The sequence below is a fragment of the Turicibacter sp. H121 genome (assembly GCF_001543345.1).
Lineage (GTDB): Bacteria > Bacillota_I > Bacilli_A > MOL361 > Turicibacteraceae > Turicibacter > Turicibacter bilis.
The window spans coordinates 1,778,717-1,796,553 of record NZ_CP013476.1 but is presented as its reverse complement, the minus strand read 5'-3'; the positions used below and the strand labels follow the sequence as shown (position 1 = coordinate 1,796,553).

Annotated in this window: 11 protein-coding genes and 1 riboswitch; of the genes, 2 read left to right on the top strand and 9 right to left on the bottom strand. The window is 33.8% G+C overall.

Annotated elements, in window-relative coordinates:
* Window positions 1-356 precede the first annotated feature (356 nt).
* The 3 genes from AT726_RS08610 to AT726_RS08605 all read right to left on the bottom strand — a co-directional run bounded on the left by AT726_RS08610 (window position 357) and on the right by AT726_RS08605 (window position 7,851).
* Window positions 357-1,508, bottom strand: a complete 1,152-nt coding sequence (locus AT726_RS08610) for an AI-2E family transporter (RefSeq protein ID WP_068759396.1) — start codon at window positions 1,506-1,508, stop codon at window positions 357-359.
* Between the two features lie 355 nt (window positions 1,509-1,863).
* A complete protein-coding gene (locus AT726_RS13220; protein ID WP_237297248.1) occupies window positions 1,864-3,093 on the bottom strand; it encodes an NPCBM/NEW2 domain-containing protein in 1,230 nt (409 codons plus the stop codon).
* A gap of 69 nt (window positions 3,094-3,162) precedes the next feature.
* Window positions 3,163-7,851 (bottom strand): discoidin domain-containing protein, encoded by a 4,689-nt coding sequence (locus tag AT726_RS08605; RefSeq protein ID WP_237297053.1) that lies wholly within the window; start codon window positions 7,849-7,851, stop codon window positions 3,163-3,165.
* A 220-nt stretch (window positions 7,852-8,071) separates the two neighbouring features.
* Window positions 8,072-8,158: riboswitch (cyclic di-GMP riboswitch) on the bottom strand.
* 226 nt (window positions 8,159-8,384) lie between these two features.
* Here AT726_RS08605 and AT726_RS13430 point away from each other — a divergent pair.
* Window positions 8,385-8,507, top strand: coding sequence for a hypothetical protein (locus tag AT726_RS13430; RefSeq protein WP_256637878.1), 123 nt, complete (start codon window positions 8,385-8,387; stop codon window positions 8,505-8,507).
* Window positions 8,508-8,583: 76 nt separating this feature from the next.
* On the opposite strand, the gene AT726_RS13620 is transcribed toward AT726_RS13430, so the two are convergent.
* The 4 genes from AT726_RS13620 to AT726_RS08585 all read right to left on the bottom strand — a co-directional run bounded on the left by AT726_RS13620 (window position 8,584) and on the right by AT726_RS08585 (window position 15,599).
* On the bottom strand, window positions 8,584-8,742 hold the full coding sequence (locus AT726_RS13620) for an energy coupling factor transporter S component ThiW (RefSeq protein WP_443079968.1): 159 nt from the start codon (window positions 8,740-8,742) through the stop codon (window positions 8,584-8,586).
* Window positions 8,743-8,937: 195 nt separating this feature from the next.
* On the bottom strand, window positions 8,938-13,098 hold the full coding sequence (gltB, locus tag AT726_RS08595; RefSeq protein ID WP_068759394.1) for a glutamate synthase large subunit: 4,161 nt from the start codon (window positions 13,096-13,098) through the stop codon (window positions 8,938-8,940).
* Between the two features lie 418 nt (window positions 13,099-13,516).
* Window positions 13,517-15,133: an IS1182 family transposase gene (locus AT726_RS08590; protein WP_068759777.1), complete on the bottom strand. Its 1,617-nt coding sequence runs from the start codon at window positions 15,131-15,133 to the stop codon at window positions 13,517-13,519.
* A 100-nt stretch (window positions 15,134-15,233) separates the two neighbouring features.
* On the bottom strand, window positions 15,234-15,599 hold the full coding sequence (locus AT726_RS08585) for a hypothetical protein (protein ID WP_055305769.1): 366 nt from the start codon (window positions 15,597-15,599) through the stop codon (window positions 15,234-15,236).
* Window positions 15,600-15,889: 290 nt separating this feature from the next.
* On the opposite strand from AT726_RS08585, the gene AT726_RS08580 reads away from it, so the two are divergent.
* Window positions 15,890-16,795 (top strand): LysR family transcriptional regulator, encoded by a 906-nt coding sequence (locus tag AT726_RS08580; RefSeq protein ID WP_055244139.1) that lies wholly within the window; start codon window positions 15,890-15,892, stop codon window positions 16,793-16,795.
* Between the two features lie 12 nt (window positions 16,796-16,807).
* Here the strand turns inward: AT726_RS08580 and AT726_RS12860 are convergent, their stop codons facing one another.
* A complete protein-coding gene (locus tag AT726_RS12860; RefSeq protein ID WP_156343943.1) occupies window positions 16,808-16,948 on the bottom strand; it encodes a hypothetical protein in 141 nt (46 codons plus the stop codon).
* On the bottom strand, window positions 16,929-17,801 hold the full coding sequence (locus tag AT726_RS08575; protein ID WP_237297047.1) for a hypothetical protein: 873 nt from the start codon (window positions 17,799-17,801) through the stop codon (window positions 16,929-16,931). The genes AT726_RS12860 and AT726_RS08575 overlap by 20 nt, the downstream gene beginning before the upstream one ends.
* Window positions 17,802-17,837: the final 36 nt, after the last annotated feature.

The window sequence follows — 17,837 nt, the reverse complement described above, 5'->3', positions numbered from 1 at the left end:
CTATCCTTAAATAATTAGAAGTGCTAGTAATAAAAAGAAAGAATAAATTTTATGAATTGATAATCGTGTCACATTTTAAATTTAAAAATGAAGGACCTATCTGAAGGAGATACCCATTAACCATCTTAGAGGGAATAACAATCGATTCCCCCTATTTAATTACATAATTTCAATCAAACAATCGTTACAATCAAAAAAAGCCCTCATAGAGAAGATTGTTGAGGATAAATTACTTGATATCAAAAAATTATTGAAAATCATTTTGAAATTTTTCATTAGCTTGCGCTAGGTAAATAACCAATAATAACTGTCTCGTCTAGCAAAGCTAAAAATAAAACAGCTATCATGATAGCTGTTTAGATTTGTTGTTTTTCTTTTAGTCGGTGATAACGACGGGTTAAATAGATTTGTGCTAAGGCCGCCGAAGGAATTGAGACAATCATTCCGACCATGCCTAAATAATGACCTCCAATTAAAATAGCGATTAATACCCATACCGGATTGAGACCCACACTACTACTTAATAGTTTGGGTTGAATGACATTGGCATCTAGTTGTTGATAAATAGTTAGCAATATGAGCGATAAAATCGCTAGATGTAAGCTTGAGAATAATCCAAGTACGCTTCCTAAAATGGCACCTAAAATAGGCCCGATATACGGTATGACGTTGGCAACACCTGTAACTAGCCCAACTAAAATGGCAAATGGATGACCAATCAATAGTAAAATAATGGTCGAACAAATACCTGCTAAGAGAGCGGCAATGAGTTGAGCGATTAAAAAACCTCCAAATACAGTATCTAAATCACGAAGGAGTTGTTTTACACGACTTAATACTTTTTCAGATAATAAAACCTCAGCGCCTTTATTCAAAGAATCTATTAAAACTTCCTTATCTTTTAAGAAATAGATTGATAAGATGATCGTTGTTAATGCACTAATCGCGAACCCTGTTACATTCGTAATCACACCTGTTCCTAGTTGTAAGGCATACGTTCCAGCACTACTTAATAAATTAGTAACAAAGCTTGAAATTTGATCAATTTGTTGTTGAGTAATAAAGGATTGAACATAGGGTCCAAGTTCATTAATGTAGTAACTCATACTGTCTTGGAACATCGGTAAAGATTCTAGTAGTAAGCGTAAGTTCTTTATAATGGGAGGGATAATGCTATTAAATAAAACATAAATCGCTCCGACTACAAGAAGAAATAAAAATAAGATGGTGATACTACGACTTACACCTGACGTTATCTCCTTTTTAAATAGCTTCCGACTGATTCCTTTTAATTTTTTCTCAACAAAAATCATTGGACGATTTAAGACATATGCAATTCCAAACGCAATGATAACGGGTCTAATGAGTAGAATGAAGGTATGGATTTCTTCTGTAATTAATCCTACATTTTTTAAAATAAAATAAATAAAAAGCAATCCAACTCCAACGATAAAAATACTTAAACTATTAAGCCAAAGTTGCTTGTTTTCCTTTAATTTTTCAAACATTTATAGCACCTCTGTTCTATATATAAATAAAAAAGCAATCTAACTCTTTTAATTCAAATTCAGCTCTTAAAATACTCTGAAATCAAGACTGAATCTAGTCATGGTGAATAACCTGACCGTTCCATTTATAAAACCAATCTCATCTAATAGGGATTAGGTGATCTACCACTTTCGAGAAAATGTATCTTCACTTATATAAGATTGAATCTCTATAATCATTTTACCATCTATAAAAAGATAAATATACTATTAATCTATCGTTTAATTTAATGTATGCAGCCTATGCTTGGTGAAAAAAAAGATAGGAGTCTAATTAAGATCTCCTATCTAGAAACTGGTTATTTTTGATATATCATTAGTTTTGGAACATATAGATAACCTGTACTTTTAATTCTTCTCCCTCATCAACATAATGAGCATATAATGTGTAAGTACTCGATGCTAATTTTGTAGTATCGACCGTAATATACCCATCTTCATCAATCATTGTTTCAACAACAGAATCTTTAAATGTTAAATTATTTCTAAGTGATAACTCTGGGGTTAACCTTTCTCCGTTTCGATTAGTTAACTCTAATTTAAATTTTATGATTCCATCTTGAGTTTCTAACATTCCTCCTTCAATTAGTTGATAACCTACATTTAAGTGTGTTAAGTTGTTTAATTCAGATAAAGGAGAAAGATTAGTTATTTGATTGTATGAAATATCTAGTGATTGAAGATTTTTAGCATACTCTAAGCCTGTTAAACTCGAAATACCAGAATTGCTTACATCTAAATGAGTTATGTTCAAGATATCTCCCATGGTAATCTCATTTTTCGTTAAATTTAATGCTTGAATAACAGCTAACTTTAATGTTTCATCAGTAAATTCAACCACTTGATTTAAATCGATGGCTTCTTCTAACTCATTAATAGCTACTTGTAATTGTTCAACCATTTGATCGACTTCATATTGTTGACTATTATTAGCAGCTATCATTTCTGTTGCTTGATTCATGGCATGTTTTAATACTTCAATACTTTCATTGGTATACTTATCAAATTCTATAGAAGTTGCCACTTCTAATAATTCAATTAATGATTGATAATTAGTAGCTAAAATTAATTGATTTAATGCTGCTTCAAGCTGAGAAGTTAAGCTGTTAATTTTCTCTTGAGTGTAACCATTCATTAACTGACTATTCACTTCATCTACAACTGACATTAATTGATTCCAAGATTCTTCTGTATAATCATTTGAACGTAACTCTTGGCTTGTTATTAATAGTTGATTAAGTTTTGAACGATCAATTCCCTCACGATTACTATTAACAAAATATAACTTTGTATCTCCCCATGTGGCATGGTCAGATCCAATTCCATTTCCACCATCAGTCACCACTAGTTTTAATTCTTTTGCCCCGGCTAAACTAACCTCAATATATTGTTGTGGATCTTTTGATTGCATTAATCCACTATCAAATTGTTTTACCCCGTCAACATAAACTTCGAATGAAACACTTCCCACTCTTCCATACATTGCACGGTCAACACCAACAGATGCACTAAAGAATTGGTAATCCTTATCACTTAAATCATAGATGATAGTGGCATTTGCATGTGATCCAATTCCTCGTTCATATGTTGCAACCGTTCCATCTTCATTTGTTAATCATAAGGCAGCTCCACTTGTAGAAATATCTTTTTTTGTGCTTCCATAACTTTGAGTGGCTGACTTCCAGTCATACTCTGTTAAATACGTAAAATCATTCATATCAAAGACTGAAATCGTACGAGTTTTTTTAACTTGATTTCCATCTGAATCTGTAACAGTGTAAGTAATTGTGTAATTTCCTGGACAATCGAAGTTAACATTTTCTACGCCTGATACTTCAACTGAATCCGTTAATTCACCATCCTCAGCATCTATTGCCATATACGTCCCTACAATATCTTTAAATGGTTGTCCCACTTTCACTGCGGTATCATTTGGAATCGTTAATGTAGGTTTTGCATTATTTGTAATTAATTTTGGATTAGCAATTATAGCATGGTCTGACGTATTTCCATTCCCTGCATCATTTATTTCAATGACTAATTCCTTAACCCCTTTAACTGGCACATCGATAAATACCATATTATCGGCATGTTTTAAAATTGGTGTCGTTGCTAAAACTCGACCATCTGCAATAACCTTTACTTGTAAACTTGAATTTAACTGAGAGGCAATATTCATATCTACCCCAATTAATGCTTCAAATCGATCGTAGTCTAATCCTGTTAAATCATACGTTATTTTTCCATCAGCATGAATTCCAAATCCTTTTTCAAAGGTTTGAATATCACCGTTTATACGCCCTTTAATATTTTCATTTCGTCTTGGTGTTCCCCATACTGTTTCAACATCTGTCCATTCACTATCCGATAAATAGTCATAATCACTAACGACTTCGACTTTAATCATTTTAGTCGTTGTCATTCCTTGATCTTCGGCCATGAAAGTAACTGGATAGATTCCTTTTTGACTCACATCAACTGAGTGATTAACAGTTACTGCATTCGTCATCTCTTCACCAGTATATGTATAGGCTCTTACAAGACTGATCGGTTCAAATGCTTCATTTAATTTGACCGTCACCTTGTCTTGACCAATCATAACTGTCGGTGCTAATGAATGAAGATAAACTTCTTCACCTGAATTTAATTTCTTATCATAAGGAATTACCTTGTACTCAACTGCTTCGCCCACTTGAGTCGTTGTATCAATAAAACTATTTGTTGAAGTAAATCCGATTAATTCTTCATCTTTAAAAATCTCATATCCTAATACATCAGTGGCAACATCAGGATTTACTTTGAATACTAACTGATTATGTTCACCCTGTGTTAAACGTTCAACCATTAATCCAATCTCTTTTTCAAAGCCATTTCCTTGATATTCAATATAATCATAATTTGCATACCATGTTTTAACTTCTGGCTTTTCATATTGACTGACAAATTCTTTTGTCTCATCTGAAACAAAGAACCCATGGCGTTCAAAATGTTCAGTTAAATCTAACTCTAACGCAATACTTGAGTATTTTGCTAATTGATTTAATTTATCGTTTGCTGAATCTTGTGAATCTAATACAACATTGTTCTCACGATATTGTCGATTAAGTTTAGCCCAATAACCAGGATAAATCATTTCTAATTGCCAAAATACTGCTAAATTTTCAGAGTAATTACCTGAGTAGTACTCATTATTATCTGTAGCGATAACATTTTTATAAACATGGCTTTCAAATGGAATACGCTTATTAAGCTTATTATAGTAATAAGATGAATTTTGCGGAATCATGTTATTTGTAACTTCACCAATTGTTCGAACTGGAATATCTAATCGATGTCCCATCTCATGGTCAACACCCCAACCACCGACACTCGTTAACATACTAACCATCACATCACCTTGAACCCCAATGTGATTTGTATAAGCATACATATAGCCATAGGGTTGAGCCAGACGAATATTTTCACGTGTATACTTGATATCATTTAACTCATTGCTACCATCTAGCCCTAAAAATTCAAACACTAAGTCCATATGATCATTATACATGTTTACAGTTTGAAGTGGACTAAACTCTTGGTTCACATAGGCTTCATATGCGCCGGTTGCTGTTCCCGTGAATACTAAGTGATCAGATACAATTTCAACTATATCAATCATTTGACGATCCATCACATCTGGATTCGCTCTTTTATCTGCATCTAATCGTGCTTTATAATCTTTTAATAACTGTAAAAACTCTTGCTCATCTGTATTTTTATCCACCATTGGAAATACTTCAACACCTTTAGCAAATCGGATAACTGGTGACTTTCCTTGTTGCTCCTCTGTATAAGGATTAACAATATATACCGCTCCACCTGGTGTTACTGAATGATGATACCACCCATCATTTTGAGTAACCTCTGGAACTGTAATGACATTTTTTCCAGCATGTAAACTAACCGTTCTTCCCCAGTTTGCAAAACTTCCCTCTTGCTGTGAGAAAAACAATTGAGGTAATGGTTTTCCTGGTTCAGCATCAACATAAACAATAACTGTATCACCTGGTTTCGCCAACACTCCAGTTGGTTGATTGTTATTTCCAAATCCAAACTTTAAATTCTGATTAGTGTGTGCATTTCGGTCACCGTGCTGCTCTACAGTCACTGTTTTTACCGTTTGTAATTCATTATTAATAATATCTTTTGCTAATTGAATATCTTCTTGATAAACAGAAGCTAATGGATGCTCATTCACTTTCTCCTCTAAAGCTTCTAATTTTTCAATTGTATTAAAAGCTTCAGATACTTCATTCATCAGTCCATTTGTAAATAGATTTTTCATTTGATCTGCAGTAGTATCTTGCTTATAAACACGGATATCTCCAATAGATGCCCAATCTTGATAGGCTTCTTCAAAAACAAATTTAATACGCTTTGCTTTTGTTGAATCAAACTTGATTTGTAACATGTCATTTGTCACCGCATAGTGACCTTCCGAAACTTTTTGAAAATTATCTCCTGTAGTAACTGGCGATATATAGATACTAAATTTTGTTGGGAATCCTTTATTAATCGTTCGAGGTTTATAAGTTAAACGATCAACTTCTACTGCTTTATCTAACGTTAAAATAACTTCGTTTTTAAATGTATCACTATTAGCAGTCCCAGTTTCCCAATGCGTTGTGATATCTTCATCAATTGCATATTGAAGTAGAGCTCCTGGATAATTTCCACCATTATTACTAATTGCAGAAATAGGCACACGGAACATCTCATCATATTGTTTGATATATTCTGTATAAAATGGTGTAAATTTACTTATATTAGAAGTTCCCAATTGGATAGTACCAAATTCTATTAACTCTTTAGCAATGTTCAACTTTTCCATATACTCATCAGCAAATGGATGATTTTTTACTTGTTCAGTCAATGATTCTATCATTGCAATTGTAGCAAATTCCGGGTTTAATTCACTCATAGTCTTATCTATGAATAAGCGATCCATTACTTCAGAGATACTATCTGGTTTATAAATTCCAAACTCAGAAGCAAGTGCCCAGTTTTCATATCCTTCTGTAAACACAAATTTAATACGACGTGCATCTGTTGGATTAAATAAAATCTCCATCGTATTTTTTGTATCAATCGCCATCTCTCCAGCTGTTACTTTTTCAAATGTATCACCTTGAGATGTTTTTGAGATATAAATTTCAAATGCTTGAGCATATCCTCTAGAGTGATTATTTGAATACATTAAGCGATTAATTGTTGTTAATTCTTCTAATGTAATAATAACTTCATTCGTATGGCTTGAACTATTTTGAGATCCCGAATGCCATCTTGTATTGATGTCATTATCCATTGCATTTAAAATAGTATTATTTGCATACTGACCACCATTCGTCGTGATACTTGTGATTTTTTCAGAAGGCACTTTATATAATGCATCATAGGCCTCTACTCTTTCATCATCAAAAGAAGTAAACTTTGAAATGATTGCATTCATATAGTTAACTTCTTTTGACTCTAATAAGACTCGAGCATTATCAATATCTTCTTTGATAACGTCATATAATGGATGTTGTTGCGCAAGAACCTCAAATTTATTTAACTTGTCAATAGTATTAAATTCATCACTTAGTTCATTTTTAGACTCATTCGTAAAAATGTGATTCATTTGATTCAGAAGTGCATCTTCTTTATAGAACCAAAATTCTGATGCACTGGCCCAATCTTGATTAGCTGATTTAAAAACAAATTTAATTTTTTTAGCTTGAATCGTATCAAACTTAAACTCCATCATATTTCCTGTTGTAGTATGACTTCCAGTAACAGCTAATCGAAAATCATCGTCTTCCTCACACAACGAAGCATAAATTTCAAATTCATTTGGGAATCCTTTTCCTTTAGCCCCATCTTGTCGAGTGGCATAAACAATACGATCAATAGATTGAATCTGATTAAATTCAATAATCACTTCATTGATAAATGAGGAAGTATTTTTTGTTCCAGTTTCCCAATGAGTTGATAAATTATTATCAAATGCTTTATCTAACGAACTTGAATTATATTGTCCTCCATTATTTGAGAATGAGACTATCTCATCTCGTGAGACGCGATACTTTTCATTGTAAGCATTAAAGTTATCATAACTATTTAATGCAAAGCCTCTAACAATCGCTTCACTCACTTTATTTTGTTTAGTTTCTTCTTCTGAAACTTTCACTTGTTTTTGCCATTCATTAGCGAATACACTTAGTGTTGGTGAAAAATTTGAGATAATTAGTGATAATGCTAATACACTCGGTAAACTTTTTTTCATGATCTTCCCCCTTTTTCTTAATGATAATTTGAAAGTGATAAAAAACTACCCATTTCTCTTGTTGCTTATATAAGCAAGAAGGGTACCACGCCTAAGAATAAAAAAACTACCTATAAAAGGTAGTTGCCATCTTATTTCAATATCACAAAAAAACATCATAAAAAAAGCCTGTTCAAAGCTTGTTATTATTTCTTTTATGAAATACAAAGAATTATCATTCTTCGGCAACTGGCTGGCATAGTTTATATAAACCTTAGCCCCTTTAGCTTTGCGCCTCTAGATTTCCCTAGATTTGCCAATATATTCACTTTACATATACATTTTATAATATTTTTTCCATAATTAAAATATTTTTTCGAATTTTATCCATATTTTTTCTTTAACAGCAAGGTTAATTTATAAAATTTAGAATGATTACCATTATTTTTAATACATCTAATTTTTTTCTCTTATCTAATGATCTGATTATTTTTACTTTTATGGATTAGTTCTATCATTTTAGTAAATGATAACGATTATGGAGGTGAATTACGATGTCTGGTAAAATGCATAAGTATAATGAAAAGAAAGTGAAACAACCAGGTAAAATTTATGAACCTGGTGAACCTGTTCCTGGAACAGGTGTCACAACAAAGAAAAAAGAACAAAAACATTAACCTTTAACGCATATCGAACCATAGAAGACACTAACAAAAAGACTGCTAGGACGCTAGCCAGTCTTTTTTGTTAGATTCACTTCTCCCAAACTAATTGAAATAGAACGAGATAAACCAAGACCGCCACTTCTTTTCCAATTACCAGTGCTGCCAATGGATAAGTTAAAAGTGTGCCTATAATCCATGTTCCTATGATTTCACCTGATACAGCTAACTCAATTTGTTTAATAAATATCCTGCTAAAAAAAGCTCCAACTATACTTCTAGGAAACTCTAATCCACTTCCTATTAAAGTATTCTTTCAAACTTTATTTTCAAAAAAATAATAAAAACATTGATAAAGTCGTGATATCAAATTCTAAACAAAGAAATCAGTAATGAATTATAAGAAATTTAAAGAGGGACATCTCAAACGAGGTGTCCCTTTTGGTTATAGTTCTAATTGATAATAGTCAGCTGATGTGACGAGGGTGAAGTTTAAAACTTCATGCTCGAAATTATTTAAAATTTGTGTAGCTAATTGATTGTTTGTTTTAGCGACATAATCAACTAATATTTCTTTTAAAATCTCGATATGACGATCTTTCATCTCAAATGCTTTAACATAAGATTCATTTAATTTTTCATTTAAATATTTTGCTTTATATAGATATAGTAATCCACCTGTCATTCCAGCTCCAACGTTCGCTTGAACCGATCCAAGTGACACAACAACCCCGCCTGTCATATATTCACAAGCATGAACACCCATTCCGTGGTTGACGGCTGTTGCTCCTGAATTACGAACAGCAAAACGTTCTCCAACACGACCTTCTAAATAACATGTTCCTGATGTTGCTCCATAAAGAATCGTGTTCCCAGCAATTAAGTGATGATTTGTATAAGTCGGATCTTGATCGGCTTTTTGGCGTGTCGTTTCGTCTGCTTTAACCGTGATATGTCCACCGCTTAATCCTTTCCCAACATAATCATTTGCATAACCTGTATGGATTAACTCAACACTTTCATTCATAAGAGCCCCAAAACTTTGTCCTGCATAGCCATATGTTTTAAATGTACGTGATTCCTCACTCACAAACTGAACTCCAAGTGTTCTTAAAGACGTATCAATCGTATTAACTTCATTCGTTGACAGATTGACTGCATTAAGTGTCGGATTCAACACATTCATTTCTTGTGTTACTGGTAATGATTCTAACCAGTCAAGCTTTAAATGATATGGATTTTCTGTTGGAATTTGAATCAATTCTGTACGTCCACGGAGCTCGGCTAACGTGCGAACACCTAAATTCGCCATTAATTCACGAGTTTGACGGGCAACAAATGTCATATATGTTTTTAACATTGTTGGATCCTCTTTTAAACGTGAACGTAATGCTTCATTTTGTGTCGTAATTCCTGCTGGACATTTTCCAGTATGACATTGCTTACATCCGATACAGTCTACCATGACTAAGCACATCGTTCCGAATCCAAATTCATCGGCTCCTAAGATTGATCCTAAAACAACATCATATCCTGACTTCATTTGTCCATCTACTTGAATCAGCGTTTCATGACGTACATCATTTTCAAGTAATGATTTATGAGTTTGGAATAATCCATACTCCCATGGAAGCCCTGTATATTTTAATGATGATTTTGGAGAGGCTCCGGTTCCGCCATTAAATCCTGAAATAACAACTTTTTTTGCACCCGCTTTAACAACCCCATTCGCAATGGTTCCAACGTTAGCTAATGAGGCTAACTTCACACTCACAGTTGCACTTGGATTCGTTGTTTGTAAGTCATAAATTAATTGAGCTAAATCTTCAATCGAATAAATATCGTGATGTGGTGGTGGTGAAATTAAATCCACTCCTTGTTTTGCATAGCGAACACGGGCGATATGTTCATCCACTTTTGATTTTGGTAGATGTCCACCTTCTCCTGGTTTTGCTCCCTGTGCCATTTTAATTTGAATTTCTTGGGCACTTCTTAAGTAATCATACGTCACTCCAAAGCGGCCTGATGCGACTTGTTTCACTTTTGAGGCTGTGATTGTCCCAAAACGCTCAACCAATTCTCCACCTTCACCACTATTTGAAGCCGCTCCTAGTTCGTTCATCGCACGAGCAATCGTACGATGAGCTTCAATCGACAAGGCCCCATATGACATGGCTGAGGCAACAAATTGACGAACGATTTCTTCTTCACTTTGCACCTCTTCAAGTGGTAATTGAGTCTCACTCTGCAATTCTAAACAGTCACGTAAGTTGATTTTACGGTTACGCTCGGCTTCCATAATCGCTTTGAACGTTTCATAATCATTCGCTGCAACGGCTGCTTTAATGTCTTTAATGAATTTTTTCGAGTACGCATGGTTCATGAAAGTTGAATCCATATTTTGATATTCGTTTACTTTATTTAAGTCAAGACCTTCTCCAAGCAGATTGGTATCAAGATCTTCAAATGATTTTCCACCAAAAATAGAAGCTTTTGTTGTGAATAAAGATGTGACTTCTTCATCTAGACCAACGACTTCAAATACTTTCGATCCACGATAAGAAGCAATCGTTGCAATCCCCATCTTCGCCATTAATTTTAATAAAGCAGTATCGCATCCTTTAATATAAGTACTCAATGCTTCATCTTTATTTTCTACCTGACGCGCAATATATTCATAGCAGAAATATGGGAAAATAACGTCTGCTCCATAAGCAATTAACATCGCATGATGAATTGGTAAACGTGCATCTGCCGATTTCACAACTAAACGAACTTCTAGACGTTTTCCTAAGTCAACTAATACATCATGTGCCACCGTCGTTGCCATTAATGACGGAATAACTTTTCCCGCTGCTTCTTGATCTAAAATAATGACCTTTGTTCCTTCATTAACCGTCTTTTTAATATTAGCTTTGAAAATTTCAATCGATTCACGAAGGGTTGTTTGGCAAGCTAAGCTAATAATCGCTGGATTAAATTGCTTCTCATTTAAAATGGCTTCAAACTGATCGCTCGTGATTAACGGTGTTGAAAATTCATAAACTGGGAAATCGAGTTTACCATCATGTAATGAAGTAACAGACGTTAAGCTGGAAGTTAATGAGAAGACTGATTTTTCACGAATCGAATCTAATGGTGGATTCGTGACTTGAGCAAAGTTTTGTTTAAAGAAGTCAAAGAATAATTGTGGACGATCTTGTAATAAATTTAAAGCCGCTGTATAAGGGAATGAGCCAATGGCTTCTTTTCCAGTCTCGACTAATGATTTTAACTCTTGTAAATATTCAGCTTTTGTGTAAGCGAATTTTTTCTCATTTTCTTCAAAGTTCTGAATGTCTGAACAGAAGTTGTGTGTCGCGCTTGGTTTAATGACTTTCTCACTTAACCACTCGCGATAAGGTTGTTGTGTCGCTAAAACTGCTTTGATGTCTGCATCTGTCGTAATCGTTTGTGTATCTAAATCCACACAAAGAATTTCACTTGCTTGGATACGACTTGCGACTTTGATGTCTTCAAGTGGTGTATTTAAAACTCCGATTTCAGAGGCTAAAATGATTTGATTTTCCGTTTGAATGTAGCGGAATGGACGTAATCCATTGCGATCAAGTGTCGCAATTAATTTATGACCATCACAGACGATTACCCCTGCTGGTCCGTCCCATGCTTCTTGTTTTAATCCACTATATTCATAATAAGCTTTTAAGTCATCGCTTAATCGTGCATCTTGCTCATAAGCTTTTGGTAATAAACGAGTCACCGCATCTTCTAACTCGAAGTTTTCATGAAGAAGTGCTTCGAGTGTTCGGTCTAGGTTCGCACTATCTGAGTGTCTCTCATTACAAATTGGATACACTTCTTGATGAGTCGCTAATCCCACACGCGCATTTGACCATTTAATATTCCCTGACACAGTATTAATTTCCCCGTTGTGTGCTAAGTAGCGGAATGGTTGCGCTAAATTCCATGAAGGTTTTGTATTCGTACTAAATCGTTGATGAACGATACAGAAATTTGAGGTAAAATCTTCATCTTTTAAATCTAAATAATAGTTTGGAAGCTCTTCTGGTCGTAATAACCCTTTATAAACAATCGTTTGTGATGAACATGATAAAATATAACATGCTCGATCTGATAATTTTGCATCTTTAAAGTGTTGTTCAATACGACGACGAAGTTTATATAACATGGCCTCATCATAATTAGTCATATCAAAGATAAATTGAGTTGGAATTGGCTCTGTTTTTTTGGCTGTCGGCGTTAAAAATGTTGAGTCAACTGGTACTTCAATTTCTTTAATGACTTTCATATTAAAATGATGAACAGCCTCATAGATACTGTCAACGGCTACTTTGCGATCTTCAATCTCTTTTGGCAAGAATGCCATCATGACCGCAAATGGCCCACTAATTCCATATTTTTTGTGATAAAAATGTTTTGGGATTTGTAATAGGATCCCGCATCCATCCCCTGTTCCATCTTTTGATGTTCCACCACGATGGCTAAGGGCTTTTAATAAAGTCATCCCTTGTTCAATAATTTCATGACTATATGCCCCATCTAGATTGGCAATGGCCCCAATCCCACAATTCGAATGATCAAACATATGTTTCCTCCTTACTCCCATACCCACTATTTTTAGGTACTTATACTAATTATGATATGAATGAATATTCCCGTCAACTCTCCCTCCATTTTTTTAACTAATTTTAGCGATTTTATAAAAAAATTGTTTTATTTTATGAAGATAAATAGGAGAAATGATGGCTCGAATCAAAAACTTTTAATAATAAAGATTCGTGCTAAAATTGAATAAATAAAAAAATAAAGAAAAATTTACAAAAAAAAGGGGCTGTCTCAAAATGACTAAAATTTTATAGTCATGGAGCGACATGCTCCTTTTTTTGGCTATTCATCGTAAAAAAATTAGGCCCTGGATTGAATTTTATGGATTGAATTTATTTTTGAGTACGATGAAAAGAAGGACGTTTCTTTCCTTCAAAATGACCGTATATTCTGATTTTTTAAGCCACTTTTTGTGTATGGAGTTGTTGCCCGCAACGATTGTTTTGGATTTTGTTATGTAATTTTTGTACATTATATCCAAAACATAGAAGCAACATTTCTACTGTGACATGAACTTTTCCACGGGTTAAAAATTTTCTGAAGCCGTAATCTTGTTTTAACACGCCAAAAGCACCTTCAACTTGAATGGAGCGATTCTTTCTTAAAATAATCCCTTCTTCACTTTGGATATTTTCAAGTGACTCTGTTCTTAGCGAAAGCATTTTTTTAGACACTTCTATTCGTTTATGGTTTCCTTCTTTCGCTTTTGTACATTTGGAACGCAAGGGACAATCTTGGCAAGTTTCACATTCATAAATCGTGACTTCTTTTCGATATCCCGTCCGACTTTCTCGACTTTTAACTTCGATCGGTTTTAACACTCTTCCATTGGCACACGTATAGGTATCTGTGAGTTCATCATATGCCATGTTTTCTCGTTTCCCCAGTTGAGCTTTATATTTTCTTGTTTTTGAGGCTTCATAGTTGAGAGGCTTAATGAAAACTTTTTGATGGTTCTCCTTCAAATAAGCATAATTTTCTTCACTTTCATAACCTGCATCTGCGATCACCCGTTCAAATGTGTTAGATAATCGAGATTCCATGGATGTCAGAAAGGGAATCAAAGTCGTGACATCATTGGCCGAACTAAAGATTCCAACATGCACAATATACTCCGCTTCAACGCCAATTTGGACATTATATCCTGGTTTTAATTGACCATTTTTCATGTGATCGTCTTTCATTCTCATAAAAGTGGCATCAACATCCGTTTTTGAACAACTTGAACGATGCTCGCCAATCCTTTCTTGATACGTCAAATACATGTTCTGTTTTTCAATATAATCCTCGAGTGCTTCCACTTGACGTTGGAGAACGGTTTTTCTCTTTCCTTTTCCAGAAACAAATTCAATGGATTGTTCAATCACTCGTTGTTTCAAATTCATTAAACAAGATTCTAAAACATCTAAGGGTTGAGTCGAATTGAACTGATACGTTGTTAGATACATTTCGTTGATTTGTTGAAGCAGTTTTTCAATTTTTGTATGAAGTTTAGATTCATTTTTAGTGACTGATTTTAACCAAACAAAGGAATAACGATTGGCATTCGCTTCAATTTTTGTTCCATCAATAAATAGGTTTTTAAAATGAATTTCATCTAAGGCGTGAAGACGCTCAATCCATTGATCAAATAAATCTTCCATGACACCATCGCTTAAATGATGTTTTCTAAATCGATTAATCGTATGATGGCTAGGCGCGGGATAACCGTTTAACAACCAGATAAAATGAATATCCCGTTGACAAAGTCGCTGAATTTCTCGCGAAGAGAAAGCGCGATTCATATACGCGTAAACTAAAATCTTAAACATAATAACCGGTGGTACGACAGAATTTCTCCCTTGATCAGAGTAAGTGCTTAATAATTTTTTATCATCTAATCCCTCCAATAATTGATTAAGCAAACGTACAGGGTCATGAGGTGCAATATAAACTTGAATATCCATCGTTAAAGAGAGTTGATATCCAGCTGAATAAGTTGTATAATCTTGAGGTATATTTTCTTTTTTTAGCATAAAAAAAGTATACAAAAAAGCAGTCCCGAATGGGACTGCCTTTTTTTGTAAACTGTAGTTTTTTAATTCAAAGGGTCATCTATTTTGAGACAGCCCCTTTTTATTTATGTTTAATTTTTTTGATTTGGTTAACTGAGTTTCCTTTGAAGGGCCAACGGTTAGCTAGTAGTAGATAGGTTTCAACCCCAAGTATGAGTGTTGATAAGACATATAGTGGGATACTAACTTGGAACATGACAGCTGTGATTCCGAATAGGTGTCCACTTTTTAACATACGACTTCGGCTACATTCTCGATAAGTATAACCATGTAATAAAAATAGAATGAATAACGTTAGTTCGTTAATCAAAAGTCCCCCAAATAGTTGGTCAACAAAATTTTTAGTCACAGGTGCTAACATTAAAATAATAAGCAACTGAATAAGCACAGTTGTTAACTTTAAATAACCAATTTCTTTTCTAATCACAACACCATCCCCTCCGATCTCTTTACTATAAAATATGAAAGAGCCTAGAAATGGGAACTGATTTATTTACTGATAAATTTTTTCAATGTCTTTAAAACTAATCAAGGTTACTGTCATCCAATAGACGTTAAAATTTTTAGGGTATTGAAAGACACATTAAATCAATAATCATCAATTCTTATTTTAATGATTGCTAATCGCTTCCTATTATTAAATTCATTCATTTTATCTATAGGTGTGATATACTATTATCAAATAATAAAACTTTTAATAGTGGCAGGTGACCCAATATGAACTTAAACCATCTTCAATACTTTCGAGTTTTAGCTAAGTTAGAACATTATACACAAGCTGCTGAACAACTCTCTATTACTCAACCGAGTTTAAGTCATGCCATTGCTTCACTTGAAAAAGATCTTGGAACATCTCTTTTTGAAAAACACGGACGAAATATTCGTTTAACAAAACACGGACGTTTTTTCCTAACTTACGTCGAAAATGCCTTAGATGAATTGGCGTTAGGCGAAAAAAAATTACGTGAATTAACTAATCAAACAAATGGTTCAATTGAGTTGGGGTTCATTTATACGTTAGGTGCGAGCTTTATTCCTCATCTTATCACGGAATTTTCAAAGCATGAGACTCATCAAAATATTCGCTTCTCATTTGGGCAAGGTAACACAAAACAACTGATTCAAGATTTAAAATCCGAAAAATACGACTTAGCTCTCTGCTCCTATGTTGAAAATGAACCAGACATCGAATTTATTCCAATTACTCAGCAAGAATTGGTGATGATTGTACCGCCTCAGCACCCTTTAGCACAAAAAGAAACGATTGATTTAAACGAGACCATTGATTATCCATTTATCTCCTTCAATAAAGAAAGCGGAGTCCGTAAGATCATTGATTCTTTGTTTAATGCAGCAAATATCCATCCAACCATTCGTTGTGAAGTTGAAGAAGATACTGCAGTAGCAGGTTTAGTCTCTGTGAATTATGGTATTGCAATTATTCCTCGAATTCCATTTTTAGAACAATTCAACGTCAAGATTTTACCGATTACAAACCCTAAACATGAACGTTACATTTATCTGGCATCAGTTCGAAATCAATATGTCACCCCATCCATTACAGCATTTAAAGATTTTCTTTTAAGTCATAGTCAAACGTTGTTAGAAAATACAAAAAAGTAGGTCGAGCGAAACCTACTTTTTATTTAAATCATTTTTTAACTTATCTAAGTATTTCGTTATTAAATTATAATCATCTTCACTTAACATACGATCTTCTATCATTTTAATAAGCATTACTTGTAGTGACTCAATATCATGATTGTTCTTTATCATCTTTAAATCCTTCCCTAACGATACGATATTCAATTCCTTTAATATCATGCTGATAATCATGATCATACACCCATAAATCAATACGGTTGTCCCAACTACAAGCACCACATGCATCTAAAACAATAGCTTTTTGTGTATCTCCTTCTGGATAAGTAATTTCTAAAACTGTTCCATAGTAATTAGGAATGCCACGTTCATTTAGTCCCACTTCTAATACTTCATCAATGTTTATCGCAACAATAGGAAGCCATTCATATTGAGCATCATAATAGTGCATCACGTTATCAATCACCTTAACGCTATCATCTTGATAAGTAAGACCATACCCGACTTTAACCTCACCACCTGTTACACTATAAAATGTCTGACGATAATCTTTAAAAACAGTCTCCGTTTCATCTACTTTACTATCAGAATTTGAGATCGTTGATAGTGGTATCACTTTTACAATTTCATCACCTGAACTACTAAGCTTGAATGCTTGATTTGAAACTTCTTGTTGTGGGTTCTCTTCTAAGTCTTCATTTTGACTTTCACTTAAAGCTGCCTGTAGGTTAGCTAAAGCTGCCTTTTTCTTTGCTTCATCTTCCTCTATTCTAGGAATATCACTTACTTCAGAAGATGAGTTCACTTTGTGAAGTTCTTGTGACTCCTGTTTTTGATTTGATGGTGTATCATCATTAGATTCTTTATTTAAAAAACTAATTTGTGTTTCATTTTCCTCGGTAGAAATTAATACATTCATTAATTGTTGTGATTCAATTTGGTTTTGCTCGAGATTAGTAACTAATACGTTTGATGATGACAAGATAGACATCACCGTTAATAGTATGTTCGTTATAATATTTAGCATAATTCACCTCAGTTTGGACTGTTTAACAGAAATCAC